Below are 14822 nucleotides of genomic sequence, written 5' to 3' on the forward strand. Positions count from 1 at the left end.
CCCGTAAATGGCCTTCGGCAAACGCACAGGATCTCCAGCAGTTACAGCGCCGGCGGCGCCAAAGCCGGCAGCTCCTGTAGCGCAGCCGCGCCCCCAGGCCGTCAAGCCTAAAGTGCCTGATCCGGTGCCGGTGAGGGGGGCTCCGAAGCCGCTATCGTCGCAGCCCGTCAAGGCCAAGAAGCCTGAGCCCAAACCCGAGCCGGTTCGCAAGGTGAACCAGCAATCGGAACAGTATTACGCCACCAAGACGACGATCTTCAACGCCCTGATCGACACGATCGACCTGTCGCAGCTTGCCCAGCTTGATGCCGAGAGCGCGCGCGAAGAAATTCGCGATATTGTGGTTGAAATCATCAGTATCAAGAATGTAGTGATGTCGATCTCCGAGCAAGAACAATTGCTCGATGACATCTGCAATGATGTTCTCGGCTATGGCCCGCTGGAGCCATTGCTTGCGCGCGATGACATCGCCGATATCATGGTCAATGGTGCGGACACGACCTATATCGAGGTCAACGGGAAGATCGAACGCACCAATATCCGGTTCCGTGACAATGCCCAGTTGATGAATATCTGCCAGCGCATCGTGAGCCAGGTTGGCCGCCGTGTCGACGAAAGTTCGCCAATCTGTGACGCGCGCCTGCTTGACGGTTCGCGCGTGAACGTTATCGCGCCGCCTCTTGCTATCGACGGCCCAACGCTCACCATTCGTAAGTTCAAGAAAGACAAGCTTCAGCTTCAGGACCTGGTCAATTTTGGATCGATCAGTGAAGCGGGCGCTGAAGTCCTTCGCATTATCGGCCACTCACGTTGCAACGTCCTGATCTCCGGCGGTACGGGTTCGGGCAAGACGACACTTCTCAACTGCCTGACAGCGTTCATCGAGCCTGGCGAGCGGGTGATCACCTGTGAAGACTCCGCCGAACTGCAGTTGCAGCAGCCGCACGTCGTGCGTCTGGAAACCCGACCGCCGAACATCGAAGGTTCAGGCGAGATAACGATGCGCGAGCTCGTGAAGAACTGCCTGCGCATGCGTCCGGAACGGATCATCGTGGGCGAGGTGCGTGGACCGGAAGCATTTGACCTCCTTCAGGCCATGAACACCGGTCACGACGGCTCGATGGGCACGTTGCACGCCAACAGTCCGCGCGAAGCGCTCAGTCGTGTGGAGTCCATGATCACGATGGGTGGCTTCTCGCTGCCAGCAAAGACAATCCGGGAAATGATCGTCGGCTCCATCGACGTCGTTGTCCAGGCTTCGCGCCTGCGTGACGGTTCGCGCCGCATCATGTGCATCACAGAGGTGATGGGCATGGAAGGGGATACGATTGTGCTTCAGGATGTCCTGAAGTTCGAGATGGATGGCGAAGACGCTGACGGCAAGATCATCGGGGCCCACCGCGGCACCGGTATTGGACGCCCGCGCTTCTGGGAGCGTGCTTCATATTACAATCTTGAGCGCGAGCTCGCAGCCGCACTTGACGGGCTCGGGAGCTGATCCATGGACAACAACATGATGGTCTATGCCGTTGCCGGGCTGGCGTTTATCGCGCTTGCAGGCATCGGTCTGGCGTTCACGAGCGGTGACGCGGACGCGGCGCGCAAGCGCGCCAAGGCCATCGGTGCAGGGGCTGCCACCGGCAAGGCTCGTGGTGGCAAGGTTCATGACGAAAATTCCAAACGCCGCGCCAAGACACAGGAAATGCTCGACAACCTGCGCAAGCAGGACAAGGAACGCCGCAAGTCGATCACACCGCGCGACATCGGTTCAAAGCTCGCGCAGGCTGGCCTGGATCTTCCCGTTTCCGCCTTCTGGATCGGCTCATTGGTCCTGGGTACGCTTTGTGCGGTCCTGATCTACCTGTCGGGTGCGGACGGACTGGTGGTCTTCGGCATGTCGTTGAAGAGCAAGCCCGTCATGATCGGCAGCGCGTTCGTTGCAGGCACCTTGTGGCTGCCGCGCCTGTTTCTGGGCGTGCTGACCAAGCGTCGTCACAAAAAGATGATCAACCAGTTCGCCGACGCTCTGGATATCATCGTGCGGGGTGTAAAAACTGGCCTTCCGCTCAACGAATGTATTCGCATCATTGCCAAGGAAAGCCCCGATCCTTTGGGCGCCGAATTCAGTTCGCTGGCCGACAACCTGGCAATGGGTGCTGGCCTCGAGCGTTCGCTGAACTCGTTCTACAAGCGCGTTCCCCTCCAGGAGATCAACTTCTTCGTCATTGTGCTGCTGATCCAGGCCAAGGCAGGGGGTAATCTCTCGGAGGCGCTGGGCAACCTGTCGACTGTGATCCGTTCGCGCAAGATGATGCGCGAGAAGGTCAACGCGTTGTCGTCCGAAGCCAAAGCCTCAGGCATGATCATCGGGGCGCTTCCGTTTGCGGTTGGCTTAATGGTGTACCTGACGACGCCCAGCTACATCATGCAACTGTTCATCACCGAGACGGGACATGTCATCCTGACAATCGCGGCAACGATGATGACCATGGGCATCCTTACGATGAAAAAAATGATCAACTTTGATATGTAGGGTGACGGATTATGTATGATTTCATTCTGTCACTCACTCGCCCGGAAACGCTGGCGGCCTATCTCGTTGCAGCAGCCGTGTTTGCGACCTTCGTTACAGTCTTTTTGCCCTACCTGAAGGGTGACAAACTCGAAACGCGTCTCAAAGCCGTTTCGAACCAGCGCGAAAAGCTGCGCAAGCAAAGCCGCGCGGCGCTCGAGACAAGGGGGCTGCGGCGGGAAGACAAGAGCATGATGGGCACAGTCTCATCCAAGCTTAACCTGGCGAAAGCGTTGGAAGACCCCAACGTTGTCAAGCTCATGAACCAGGCCGGCCTGCGTGGGCCGGGCCCGATTTCGGCCTTCTATTTTGCGCGAATGGCGCTGCCCTTTGTCGGCCTGTTCCTGACCTTTATCTATATCTTCTTCATCAACGACCATGGCTTCAGCCCGGTATTGAAATACGGCTCGCTCGCTTTCGGCATGGCGGCTGGCTTCTATGCACCGAACATGTATGTCTCGAACCTTGCATCCAAGCGCCAGAAGTCGATCATGCTCGGTTTTCCGGATTCTCTCGACATGCTGCTGATCTGCGTCGAGGCCGGCATGTCAATCGAGCTCGGCTTCAACAAGGTGAGCCAGGAGATTGGCACTGCCTCGCCGGAATTGGCTGAAGAATTCGGACTGACGGTCGCGGAACTCTCCTATCTTCCCGATCGTCGTTTAGCGTATGACAACCTCGCGGGTCGTACAGGACATGAGGGCGTGAAAGCGGTGTGCATGGCACTGTCGCAAGCTGAACGCTATGGTACGCCGTTGGGTGACGCGCTGCGCGTGATGGCCAGGGAAAACCGCGAAATGCGGATGTCTGCCGCGGAGAAAAAGGCCGCAGCGCTTCCGGCAAAACTGACTGTCCCGATGATCCTGTTCTTTCTGCCGGTCTTGTTCCTCGTCGTGCTCGGCCCAGCCTACATCCAGTACAAGTCGATGAAGGCTGGCGATGAAACGGCGTCGAATGTATTCGAGATGAACATCGAAATGCCCACAAGCGATTTCGGCTAGCGCAGGGTGAACACGCATTGCGAATGCTCACCCGCCAACATGCAGGTGGGAACTTCCCTTTTCTGAAGCGTGGAGTTTGCGGCGTTTCCTGACGGACGGCACCGAGTGCCTGCCTTGCGGTGGCGAGGCGGTCGCTGATTTTTTTGGGTGGAAGGTCAGTCGGACTTTCGCAGGCGCAGGCCCGTGTCGTTCTCGGGTGTCGTGACGGTTGCAGGTTCGTCCGTTACAGGCGTGGACGTTGCGGCGGCCGCGCGCTCGGCATCTGGTCCGAGCCGGTTCGATGATGCAGGCGACGCGGGAATCTTGCCCATTTCAGCGCGCTCGGCGAGCGCCTCCCATGTGCGGGTCGGTTGTATCATTTCGCGCAGCAGTTCGACATTCTGATCGACGATGCTTCTGGGGGCGTTGGCGCCGCTCGCAGCTTTCATCTCGTCATACTTGCCCTGCAGGCCGAGGACGAGGGCAAGGTTTTCCTTGATCCGCGTTGTGGTGTCAGGTTGGGCATCGGCGAGCCGCAATTTCTCTTCTGCGCCGACAAGGTCGCCGGAGAGGGCGAGTGAAAGACCATAATTGGCCAGTGTCGAGGTGCGATTGGGCTCAATAACGAGCGCGCGCTGGTAGGCTTGCTGCGCGTCTGCGTGCCGGTCGAGCTGGTCGAGCGCCGTGCCGAGCGCGCCCCAGGCTGCTGCCCGGTCGGGTTCCAACGTACCGGCTTGGCTGAACGCCTGCACAGCGGCGCGATAATCCTGCCGGGTCGACAGGGCCCGTCCAAGCACCATGAGAAGCTCGGCACTGTCCGGGTGGATAACCAGAACCTGGGACAGGACGTCGATCGCGCGATCATCGCTGCCAATGTCGCGCAGGGCATTGCCGAACGTGATAGCGGTTTCGAGATTCTCCGGATCCTTGGCATGTTCCTTCGACCAGAAATTGGCTTTGGTCAGCGGGTCGGCGCGGTTGGCCGCAGCCACTTCTTCCGGGCTGGCTGGCTTCAGGGCTTCTTCCATGGCCCGCTGCAATTCGGCATTCGCGGCCTTTTCCTCTTTCGTCGCCGTGCTGGCGCAGCTTGTCGCCGCCGCCGCAAGGACGAGCGCGAGGACCGCCAGTGACGTTTTGGCTCTGGACATGGGCTGGCTCCAAGTATGTATCAGGTGCATTCGGGCCCGATTCTGGCCTGATCGAGGTCAAGGTTCGGTTAACAATACCGGCCGTCTGATTAACAATTTGCCCGGAGAGCCACACGAAATGCACAAGAGCTTTACCGCCAAGGGGGCCAAACCGGCCGCGATCCACCTGTTCACGGCTTCCGGCTTTGAAAAGCTGGCGGACGATCCGTTTGCTGGCGCGCGGGCGCTGGCGAAGGGGCAGGGGTTCACCGGCGCAGCGGGGCAGCTTGTGCTGCAGGCAGGCAAGGACGGAAAGCTGAGCCATGTTCTGGCGGGACTGGGCAATGGACGCGATGCGCTGGGCGTGGCTGCCATCTCGGCAAAGCTGCCTGAGGGCGACTACCAGGTGGCAACCGATGGTGGGCTGGGCTTTGCGCAGATCGCGGCTGGCTGGGCCGATGGCGCCTACCGGTTCGACCGATACCTGAAGGACAAGGCGAAGCCGCCACGGCTGGTGATTCCATCCGGAGAGGATTCCGGCGCTCTGTCGCGTGAAGCCGACGCGGCCGCGCACCTGCGCGACCTGGTCAACACGCCCGCGAGCGACATGGGGCCGGAAGAGCTGCAGGGAGAGGTCGCGGCCTTGGCCGGGCTGTACGGCGCCAAGCTGACCGCCACTGTGGGCGATGACCTGCTGGCGGCCAACTATCCGCTGGTGCACGCGGTGGGCAACGCCGCGACGTTTGCGCCGCGCTTCCTGGAACTGGAATGGGGCGATCCGAGCCATCCCAAGCTGGCGCTCGTCGGCAAGGGCGTGACGTTCGATTCCGGCGGCCTGAACATCAAGGGCGGTGACGGGATGCGGATCATGAAGAAGGACATGGGCGGTTCAGCGCATGTCATTGCCCTCTCGGAACTGGTCATGGGTGCCGGTCTGAAGGTGCACCTGAAGCTCTACGTTCCCGCTGTGGAAAATGCGATTGCCGGCAATGCGTTCCGGCCGGGCGACATTCTGGCAAGCCGCAAGGGCCTGACGGTCGAGATCGACAATACCGATGCGGAGGGGCGTCTTATCCTGGCGGACGCGCTGGCGCGGGCCTGCGAAGGTGAGCCGGACCTGCTGATCGATTTTGCAACGCTGACGGGGGCGGCGCGCGTGGCGCTAGGGCAGGATCTCGCACCGATCTACACCGATGACGACGACCTCGCTGCGGATGTTTTGGCGGGTTCAAAAACGAGCGGTGACCCCGTGTGGCGTATGCCGTTGTGGGACCCTTACCTGTCGGACCTGAAAAGCCCGATTGCCGATCTGGTCAATTCCGGCGGGCGCCAAGCCGGATCGATCACGGCGGCGCTGTTCCTGAAACAGTTCGTCACGGCGAAGAGCTGGGCGCACTTTGATGTCTGGGCCTGGCGCAAGGGAAAATACGGTCGGCCGGAAGGCGGCGCGCCGACAGGTCTGCGGGCCGTCTGGGCGATGCTGCAGGCGCGTTACGGGTGATCAACTTTTATCGGCCCGCTCTCGGTCATATGCAGCCTGCAATGCAGAAAAGTAGACGCGATTACGTCGGGCATATTTGAGGGCCAACCTGTCGACCCAATCATTTTCAATACCAGTTTCGGGAAACTCTGCGTCGTCCTGCAAGTCATTGCAGGCGTAGGGAAAATTGTAGGTCATTGCCAAATATAAGCTGTCGAAATCGCTTTCGGGCCGACTGAATAGGCCGCGCCAGAACCGACTAATCGTCACCTGCTTTCGTGCTGTGACTAGAAGCGTTGCAATGGGATGCATGCTCAGTTCTCGGTAGGACTGGATCACATCGGATATTTCCAGTTTGTGATTGAAGAACGCTTGGTCCAGGCCCCCGTTCAGAATGTCCCCGTGAAAGTTTATAACTCGGACGAAGTGCACCTCTTCATCAGATTGAGCTAAATCCAGCACATCGATCAGTTCGTCTGGAAGACTCGCCGCATCAGCAAATGGATCTGAGTCTTGCATGGTCGATGCCTTGGAGTTTCTGCCACAGGTTGACCTTTCTATCGTCGCGAATCTGCGTCCGCAACGGATTAACTTGGATTGGTCAGCCCATTAGAAACAGCACGTCTATTCCGCCTGAGGTGGGACCATCCGGACTTCCGACAGGCGGATGGCTTCACGGACGCGGCCGCGCAGGACCAGCGTGTCGATATTGTCCGGCTCGGCCTGCATGGCAGCTTTGACATCGGCGAGGGCCATGTCGAGGTCGCCGGTGTTGAGACGGGCTTCGGCGCGCAGCTGGTGGGCGGCAGCGAGACCCGGAGCAGCTGAAAGCGCCGCATCGAGATCGGTTATGGCTTCAAGCCAATGTTCCAGCATGAGATGGGCGCTGGCGCGGTCGACCAGCAGGTTCGGATCATCGGGCATGATTTTCAGGGCATTGGTGATCGTCAGGATCGCCGCTTCCGGCGCGCCGGCCACAAGCCAGGCATTGCCGGCCTGGGTGAGGTAGAGCGCGCGCTGTTCGAGCGTGCCACCGTCGGTGGCATTGGCCAGGTCTTCAAGCCGCGCGGCGCCTTCAGCCTCCTGGCCGAGGGCGATCAGCGAGAGCGCAACGCACTGACGGGCGCCGGGGCGGTTGCCTTCGAAGCTCCAGGCAAGGGCATCTTCATACGCGTCTTCCGGGTTTTCATCGATACGCGCGATACAGGTGTCGAGGCGCGTCGCCTCGCGTTGGGCGAAGTCGGCGCTGGCGCTTTGCAGAAAGGCGAACGAGACTGCAGCAAAGGCGAGTATAGACATGGATAATGGGCTCCCGGACCTGTAGTGGTGCCTATAGTCATCAGTCAGGGGCCCAGTGCAAATGACAGTTCCGCCATCTCTGCTTTTTGTCTTCGGCATGGGCTATTCAGCCCGTCGCTTGGCACCGCGCCTCGTCGCGGCAGGATGGCAGATCGAGGGTACCAGCCGGGCAAGGGATGCGGATTTCGGGCCGGGGGTGAGGGCGCTGCAATGGGGCGGCGAGGGGGAGGTCGGTCCAGCGCCCGGCGCGCATTGGCTGGTCACGCTCCCGCCTGACGCAGACGGCTGCCCGGCGGCCCGCGCGATGGGAAAGCGGGCGGGCGAGGCGGCCTCAGTCACCTATCTTTCGACGACGGGCGTCTATGGCGATCTTGGCGGCGGCTGGGCGATGGAATGGAGTCCGGTCAATCCGGGATCGGCTCGCGCGAAGGCGCGGGTGCTGGCCGAGCGGCAATGGCAGGACGCGACGGGCGGCGCGGCTCGGATCGTGCGCCTGCCGGGCATCTATGGTCCGGGCCGGTCACCCTTTGAGCGGTTGCGCGATGGCACCGCGACGCGCGTGGTGAAACCGGGGCAGGTGTTCAGCCGTGTCCATGTCGACGATATCGCGCGCGGACTGGAGGCCCTGCTGTCGAGACCGGCGCTGGCCGGCGTGTTCCATCTCTGTGACGACGAACCCGCGCCGCCGCAGGACGTGACGGCGTTTGCCGCGGAGTTGCTGGCGATTGAGCCACCGCCTGAAACGGCCATTGATGACGCTGGTCTCAGCCCGATGGCGCGGAGCTTTTATGCCGAATGCAAACGGGTGTCGAATGCGCGCGCCAAGGCGGCGCTGGGGTGGCGTCCGGAATTTCCGTCGTACCGGGAAGGCCTGTCCGGTATTCTTGCCGGTGAGCAGGCCGGGGCCTGAGCTCAGGATTCGACAATGGCAGGCTGGAAAGTTTCATGGCCGATCGGTGCCTGACGTTCATCAAACAGGCGGACGGTGCCTTTGCCTGCACGCTTGGCGTGGTAAAGCGCGGAATCAGCCCGGTGGATGCCGGTTTTGAATTCCTCGAGGGTCTGCACAAAGGCGATCCCGACACTCGCGCCAACCCGCAGCTCCTTTGAGCCGTACGGGATGGGCCGGTGAATCCGCGAAATACACTGTTCGCCGAAGGCCTGGATGTCAGCGCGTCCATCCAGTTCGGAATAGAGGACGATGAATTCGTCGCCACCCGTGCGGAAGGCTTTTGCGCGGCCGAGGCTGAGCTTGGTAAGACGTTCGGCTATCGTCTGGAGCACGGCGTCGCCTGCATCGTGACCATAGGTGTCGTTGATGGCCTTGAAACCATCGAGATCGATCGCGAGCACAGCCGTGCAGGGCGGCTCGTCGCGGGGCGCGCGATGGGAAACTGTGGAATAGAGCTGGCGACGGTTCGGCAGGCCGGTCAGCGCGTCGGTTAATGCGTTGGCTTCCGTTTCCCTCACGCGGTTGCTGATTGCCCAGCTGAATTGCAGCACGGTGAGGCCCAGACCGATCGGCACGATATAGTGATTGACCTCGAAATAAGGCGTGATGTCGAACAGGCGAAGGTAGAGCCAGACCGTGGCCATCAAGGACGGAGACCAGGCCATCAGGACGGCGCCTGCACCGGCAATCTGGCGACGATGGAGCACCCAGACACCCGCCAAGACCAGTATAGGGCTCAGGCCTGTACAGACCATATAGGCAAGACGCGAGATCTTTCCCGGTAGCAGGGCATAGAAGCAGGAGATCACTGCAATCACCACGAATCCCTTGATGACCATGAAAAAAGCAGGCCAATGGGTGCGGATATCGAGGAAAGCCGCGATGAACAGCGCTCCCAGTGCCATGACGGCGCCTTGCAGGGCATAGGTCAGCGACAGCGTATTCAGTTCGCTGTGCGGCCAGAGGAACGCTTTTCCGATTCCTGTCGAAAACACGATGTAGAAGATCGCCACGACGCAGAACCAGAAATACAGTCGATAGGACAGTTCGCGGGACCTGCGCGCGATCGACCAGGCAAAAGCCGTGAACGTGAAGATGATGCCAATCAGAAACGTGTAGGTGGCTGTGCTCCATTGCGACCAGACCTGGTAGTCGGCGCTCGAATGGAGCCAGATGGGCAGCGTGATCAACGTGTTGGAGCGTGCATGGACAAGCAGCGTGCGCGACTGCCCGGCGGGAATGCTGATTTCATAGGCCGGAAAGGGGCCGGGTAGGGCATTGCCTGACAGGGAGACGCTCGCCCCAGCATGCCCCTTTGTCACCTTTCCGTCTGCGTCCACGAGGAAAACCTCGACAGACTGCAAGTAGGGAAAACGGATGACGAGCTTACCGCGCATGTCGGCCGGGCTGTCATTGACCAGTTCTGCCCTTGCCCAGACTTCGGCAGCTTTACCCATTGAATGATAGACATGCTTAACGCTGGGCTGGAAAAACACGTCGCTGTCGGCCCGCAGGACATCGTCGAGACTCGTGCCAGATTTGACGGAATCGGCAATTGCGATGGCTCCACCAATTTCGATCCGGCCATCAAGATTGCCGACCGGAATCACCTGAGCGTCCGACGGGAAGGACAGGGAAACGACGACAACCACGAGCAGGCTGAGGAATCTGCTGACGAAACGCATGGAAGACTTCCGCGATAACCAAACAAAGCGGAGCCTTTGCCCCACACGGAATTTATTCCACAAAAACAGCTATTTATGGTTAGTTCTGAAGGGAAGATTTCAAGCGAATTCCAAGTATTGCGTATACATTCCGTTAATTGAATGAGGCGGCCCTGGACAGGGACCAGCCCTTCGCGGATCGAGGCTGCTTTTTGGGCGGGTCAGCGGGGCGGACGGCTTCCGCCGCCGGGGCGTATGCCACCTTGGGCCATTCCGCCCTGCATCATCTCGCGCGACTGAGAGCGGGCCGGCGCGTCGATCAAAAGTTCGGCCCGCGTGAGGCGCTGGTCATGATCCTTGTCGAGTTGGGCAAATTCGCTGGTGAGCCGGGCGCGGAATTCCGCCTCGGTGACCTGACCGTCAAAGTTCGCGTCGAAGGCAATGTGATTGGGCAGGGCGTCGGCGTCGCCGAGGGCGTAAGCGGACCATTCAGCGAGCGACAGGGCCGAGACACCCGACCGGCCGCTTAATCCAAAGCCCTTCCAGTCATGCGCGATGCCGTCACTCAGCTCGCCCGCATCGACGACATGGTCCTGGTTCTGGTCCATGCCGGCGAAGAGTAGCGAAACCGGTCGGGCGATCTTGCCGCCTTGAACGCCGGGGCGACCAGCCTGCATGTCGCCGGAGGGACGCGCTGGCTGGCGACCGGATGCGCAGCCGACAGTGAGCAGGATAGCGGCAAGGCAGGCACCTGCGGTTGCGGGGCGGACAAGGGGAAAAGTCATTTTGGGGAAACCTTCAAGCTGGATTGATGTGGGACTTGAACGGTCGTCAGGCGCAGGTCAGTCGGCAGCTTACGCATTTGTAACCGGGTGCATTGCCTCAGCGGCACCCTGCAGAAGGTCGATGGGGTCAACCCGAAGGGGAATATGTGATAGGGGAGACGGATAAACAGACGGGCTTGCGTCCAAACGGATGGGCAAGTCCCGCGACGAGGGGACGAAACATGACAAGCAGACATATCCTGATGGCCGTGAGCGCCATCGCACTCACGGGCTGTGCGCATTTCCAGGAGCGCCACCATGGCACTGACAATCTGGCGGATACGGCCGTGCCAGCCGATACCACCGTGGCCACGGAGACACCGGTCGATGTCGCCACGATGGCAGGCGCGCCGCTGTTCGAGGGCATGGGCGATTTCCATCGAGAAATTTCGACATCGAGCCCGGATGCACAAAAATACTTCGACCAGGGCATGGTGCTGGCATTTGGCTTCAACCACGCTGAAAGTATCCGCTCGTTCCGGGCGGCGCAAAAACTCGACCCGGACTGCGCGATGTGTTTCTGGGGCGAAGCGCTGGCGACAGGCCCGAACATCAATGTCACCAGCAAGGGCAAGGCCGTGATGTCGGAAGCCGAACGCGTCGCGGCGTTTGCTGCGATCAACAAGGCGCTTGCCCTGAAAGGCACGGCCAGCCCGGACGAGCAGGCGCTGATCGAAGCGCTGGCGACGCGCTACAATGGCGACGCCTCAATCTCACGAGAACCCCTGGACGTGGCCTATGCCGAGGCGATGGGCGCCTATGTGGCCGAGCATCCTGATGATGACGACGCGGCGGCGATGTATGCCGAAGCCTGGATGAACACGATGCCGTGGGATTACTGGTCGGCGGACGGCGAGCCGAAGCCCGAGACAGCGGAAGTCATCGCGACTTTGGAGCGCATCATAGAGCGCTCGCCGGACCATCCGCTGGCGCTGCACCTTTATATCCACGCGGTTGAAGCCTCGAACAATCCGGGGAGGGCGGAAGATGAGGCAGACATGCTGGCCAACCTGGTTCCGGGGTCTGGCCATCTTGTGCACATGCCGGCGCATATATACTGGCGCGTCGGACGGTATGACGATGCGGCGACCGCCAATATTCGGGCGGCCAAGGTGGACGAGGATTATATCGCCCAATGCAATGCGCAGGGCTTTTATCCGGCGCTCTACTATCCGCACAATATCCATTTCCTTTGGGCGGCTTCCAGCATGGCGGGCCAGCGCGAGATGGCGATCAGCACGGCGCAGAAGCTGGCCGACAATGTGCGGCTGGAACAGATCGAGCAATTCCCGACCATCGAATTTTTCAAGACAGTTCCAATGCTGGCGCTGGTGCAGTTCGGGCAGTGGGAGAGTATTCTGGCGGTGGAGCAGCCCCCCGAGCAGCTCGATTACTCGAACGCGATCTGGCACTATGCGCGTGGCGTTGCGGCCGCGCGGACAGGCTATACCGAAACGGCAAATGAGGAGCGCGAAAAGCTTGCTGCACTGAAAGGCAGTGTCCAGATCAGTTTCCTCGATACGGCCGACTATCCGGCCAGCACGTTGCTGACGATCGCAGACGAATTGCTTCTGGGTGAGATTGCCAGTGTCGAAGCGCGTCACGACGAAGCGATTGCGCATTTCTCGGCAGCGGTCGATGCGCAGGATTCGCTGCCTTATACCGAGCCACCCTTCTGGTATTACCCGACGCGGCAATCGTTGGGCGAAGCCTATATTGCGGCGGGCCGGTTCGCCGAGGCTGAAGCGGTCTATCGTAAGGACCTTGTCGACTATCCGCGTAACGGCTGGTCCATGTCAGGCCTGATGAAGTCCCTGGAAAAGCAAGGCAAGACGGCCGAGGCTGCTGAGGCCAAGGCCAAGTTCGACATCATCTGGCGCAAGTCCGATATCACGATTGACGGGTCGCGCATCTAGGCGAGCGTTGCTGCCACCTCGTCACAGGTTGCGAGCAGGCGGACGATGTCCTGCTCGCGGCTGAGGCGGTGGTCGCCATCCTTGACCAGGGTGATTGTGAGGTCGTCGGCGGTCATCGTGTCGACGAGGCGTGCGGCATGGGTCCATGGCACGTCGAAATCCTGCATGCCCTGGAGGATGCGAACCGGGCCATCGAAGGCAATGGGCTTGTCGAGGATCTGCCACTGGCGGCCGTCCTCGATCAGGGAGCGCGTGATCGTATAAGGTTCGTCATAGTCTGACGGGCGGAGCGTGAAGCCCTGTTCCATGATCTCTGCCTGGGCCTCGGCTGAAAATTCGGGCCACATCAGCTTTTCGGTAAAATCCGGCGCCGGGGCGATCAGGACGAGGCCCTTCACGCGCTCGGGGCGGGCCAGGGCGGCGAGCAGCGCCATCCAGCCACCCATGCTGGAGCCGACGATGACCAGCGGGCCGTCTGTCTGGTTGTCGATGGCGGCCAGTGCATCGGCGCGCCACTGGCTGACCGTGCCGTCCTCGAACGCGCCGTCTGACTGGCCATGACCGGAATAGTCGAAGGCGAGGAAACCGTGGCCGGTGCGAGCCGCCCAGTCTTCGAGCCGGAGCACCTTGGTGCCGCTGATGTCGGACTTGAAGCCGCACATCCAGACGAAGGTCAATTTGCCCGTGCTGGCGCGATTGTGGCGAAAGGCGAGGCGCCTGCCTTCGGCGCTGGTGAAATAGGTCGTTGTCATCGTCCTTCCGTTCCTTCATCTGTTTCCCCTGTCAAGCGAGCGAGGGGCAAGAACAGCTTTGGACGATTTCCCGGACATGACCGGCAAGACCATCCTGCAGGTGGCGCCAGAACTCTCAGCCGGGGGCGTGGAACGTACCGTGCTGGAAGTGACTGAGGCGATCATCGCCGCCGGAGGCCGCGCCTTGCTGGCAAGCCGGGGCGGCCGGCTGGAAGATGAATTTACGGCACTGGGCGGCGAATTGTTCCGGATGGACGCCAAATCGAAAAACCCTGTCATTCTCAAACTGAACCAGCGCAAACTGCAGGGCCTGATCGCGCGCGAGGGGGTCAGTCTTGTGCATGCCCGGTCGCGCGCGCCAGCCTGGAGTGCCTATTGGGCCGCGAAGGCGGCGGGTGTGCCCTTCGTGACCACTTATCATGGCGCTTATTCGGGGAAGACCCGGCTGAAGAAGGCCTATAATTCCGTCATGGCGAAGGGCGATCTCGTGATTGCCAACTCGGCGTGGATCGCAGCGCATGTGCATGCCGAGCACGGGATAGCAGAAGACAGGATTGTCACGATCCCGCGCGGCGTGGACCTTGCCGTGTTCGATCCTGTAGCGGTGACGCCGTCGCGGATCGAGGCAGTCAGGCAGCGATGGGGCATCGCGAATGACCCGCGCGTGACGCTCCTCTTGCCAGGCCGGTTGACGGAATGGAAAGGCCAGCTCGTGGCCATCGAAGCGCTCGGAATGATGTCAGTGCCTGAACTCAAGCGTCTCGTCCTTGTCCTGGCAGGCGATCCGCAAGGGCGCGCGGCCTATGTCACCAAGCTGGAAGACGCGATCCTGAACTACAAGCTCGGCGGCACGGTCATCCTGGCGGAACATGAACGGGACATGCCGGCCGCGTGCCTGGCCGCGGATATCGTGCTGACGCCGTCGACCCGGCCCGAAGCCTTCGGGCGCGTAGCGGTCGAAGCCTCCGCCATGGGGCGCCCCGTGATCGTGGCCGATCATGGCGGCGGGCGCGAAACCGTGATCGAGGGCGTGACCGGCGCACGGGCGGACCCTGGTGATCCGGCGGCGCTGGCAGGGGCGATCCGGGCGTTTCTCGACATCGGGCCGTCTGCCCGGGCGGGCATGGGAAAATCGGGCCAGGCGCATGTGCGGGCGCATTTCTCCAAGCAGGGGCTTCAGGCGGCGACGCTTAATGTCTATAAGCGATTGCTGGAGTAGGGACCCGATACGCAGGGATGGCGAAAACAAACTCACC

General features: G+C 61.0%; 13 protein-coding genes. 7 read left to right on the forward strand and 6 right to left on the reverse strand.

All coding sequences use genetic code 11. The features are described 5' to 3' along the window. Positions 1-7 precede the first annotated feature (7 nt). The 3 genes from AC0L7I_RS06600 to AC0L7I_RS06610 are packed head-to-tail and all read left to right on the forward strand — an operon-like array spanning position 8 to position 3573. Positions 8-1498 (forward strand): CpaF family protein, encoded by a 1491-nt coding sequence (locus tag AC0L7I_RS06600; RefSeq protein WP_473398756.1) that lies wholly within the window; start codon positions 8-10, stop codon positions 1496-1498. A 3-nt stretch (positions 1499-1501) separates the two neighbouring features. Further along, the gene (locus AC0L7I_RS06605) at positions 1502-2533 is read left to right on the forward strand and encodes a type II secretion system F family protein (RefSeq protein WP_473398757.1); all 1032 of its coding nucleotides are present in this window, start codon (positions 1502-1504) and stop codon (positions 2531-2533) included. 11 nt (positions 2534-2544) lie between these two features. Next, on the forward strand, positions 2545-3573 hold the full coding sequence (locus AC0L7I_RS06610) for a type II secretion system F family protein (RefSeq protein WP_473398758.1): 1029 nt from the start codon (positions 2545-2547) through the stop codon (positions 3571-3573). 155 nt (positions 3574-3728) lie between these two features. On the opposite strand, the gene AC0L7I_RS06615 is transcribed toward AC0L7I_RS06610, so the two are convergent. Further along, a complete protein-coding gene (locus tag AC0L7I_RS06615; protein ID WP_473398759.1) occupies positions 3729-4700 on the reverse strand; it encodes a tetratricopeptide repeat protein in 972 nt (323 codons plus the stop codon). A gap of 118 nt (positions 4701-4818) precedes the next feature. On the opposite strand from AC0L7I_RS06615, the gene AC0L7I_RS06620 reads away from it, so the two are divergent. Then, the gene (locus tag AC0L7I_RS06620; RefSeq protein ID WP_473398760.1) at positions 4819-6180 is read left to right on the forward strand and encodes a leucyl aminopeptidase family protein; all 1362 of its coding nucleotides are present in this window, start codon (positions 4819-4821) and stop codon (positions 6178-6180) included. Here AC0L7I_RS06620 and AC0L7I_RS06625 read toward each other — a convergent pair whose 3' ends face one another. Further along, positions 6181-6678, reverse strand: coding sequence for a DMP19 family protein (locus AC0L7I_RS06625; RefSeq protein WP_473398761.1), 498 nt, complete (start codon positions 6676-6678; stop codon positions 6181-6183). 105 nt (positions 6679-6783) lie between these two features. After that, the gene (locus tag AC0L7I_RS06630; RefSeq protein WP_473398762.1) at positions 6784-7458 is read right to left on the reverse strand and encodes a hypothetical protein; all 675 of its coding nucleotides are present in this window, start codon (positions 7456-7458) and stop codon (positions 6784-6786) included. Positions 7459-7519: 61 nt separating this feature from the next. On the opposite strand from AC0L7I_RS06630, the gene AC0L7I_RS06635 reads away from it, so the two are divergent. Beyond that, on the forward strand, positions 7520-8368 hold the full coding sequence (locus AC0L7I_RS06635) for an SDR family oxidoreductase (RefSeq protein ID WP_473398763.1): 849 nt from the start codon (positions 7520-7522) through the stop codon (positions 8366-8368). Between the two features lie 2 nt (positions 8369-8370). On the opposite strand, the gene AC0L7I_RS06640 is transcribed toward AC0L7I_RS06635, so the two are convergent. Beyond that, the gene (locus tag AC0L7I_RS06640) at positions 8371-10095 is read right to left on the reverse strand and encodes a diguanylate cyclase domain-containing protein (RefSeq protein ID WP_473398764.1); all 1725 of its coding nucleotides are present in this window, start codon (positions 10093-10095) and stop codon (positions 8371-8373) included. A gap of 200 nt (positions 10096-10295) precedes the next feature. Next, complete coding sequence (locus AC0L7I_RS06645) at positions 10296-10859, reverse strand: EF-hand domain-containing protein (RefSeq protein WP_473398765.1); 564 nt, start codon at positions 10857-10859, stop codon at positions 10296-10298. A gap of 221 nt (positions 10860-11080) precedes the next feature. Here AC0L7I_RS06645 and AC0L7I_RS06650 point away from each other — a divergent pair, with 221 nt between their 5' ends. After that, on the forward strand, positions 11081-12814 hold the full coding sequence (locus tag AC0L7I_RS06650) for a hypothetical protein (RefSeq protein ID WP_473398766.1): 1734 nt from the start codon (positions 11081-11083) through the stop codon (positions 12812-12814). On the opposite strand, the gene AC0L7I_RS06655 is transcribed toward AC0L7I_RS06650, so the two are convergent. Beyond that, positions 12811-13566: an alpha/beta hydrolase gene (locus tag AC0L7I_RS06655; RefSeq protein ID WP_473398767.1), complete on the reverse strand. Its 756-nt coding sequence runs from the start codon at positions 13564-13566 to the stop codon at positions 12811-12813. The two genes, AC0L7I_RS06650 and AC0L7I_RS06655, sit on opposite strands and share 4 nt — an antisense overlap. A 76-nt stretch (positions 13567-13642) precedes the next feature. On the opposite strand from AC0L7I_RS06655, the gene AC0L7I_RS06660 reads away from it, so the two are divergent. After that, complete coding sequence (locus tag AC0L7I_RS06660; RefSeq protein ID WP_473398768.1) at positions 13643-14785, forward strand: glycosyltransferase family 4 protein; 1143 nt, start codon at positions 13643-13645, stop codon at positions 14783-14785. The last annotated feature ends 37 nt before the right edge of the window (positions 14786-14822 follow it).

This window comes from Hyphomonas sp. J20-32 (assembly GCF_055808555.1).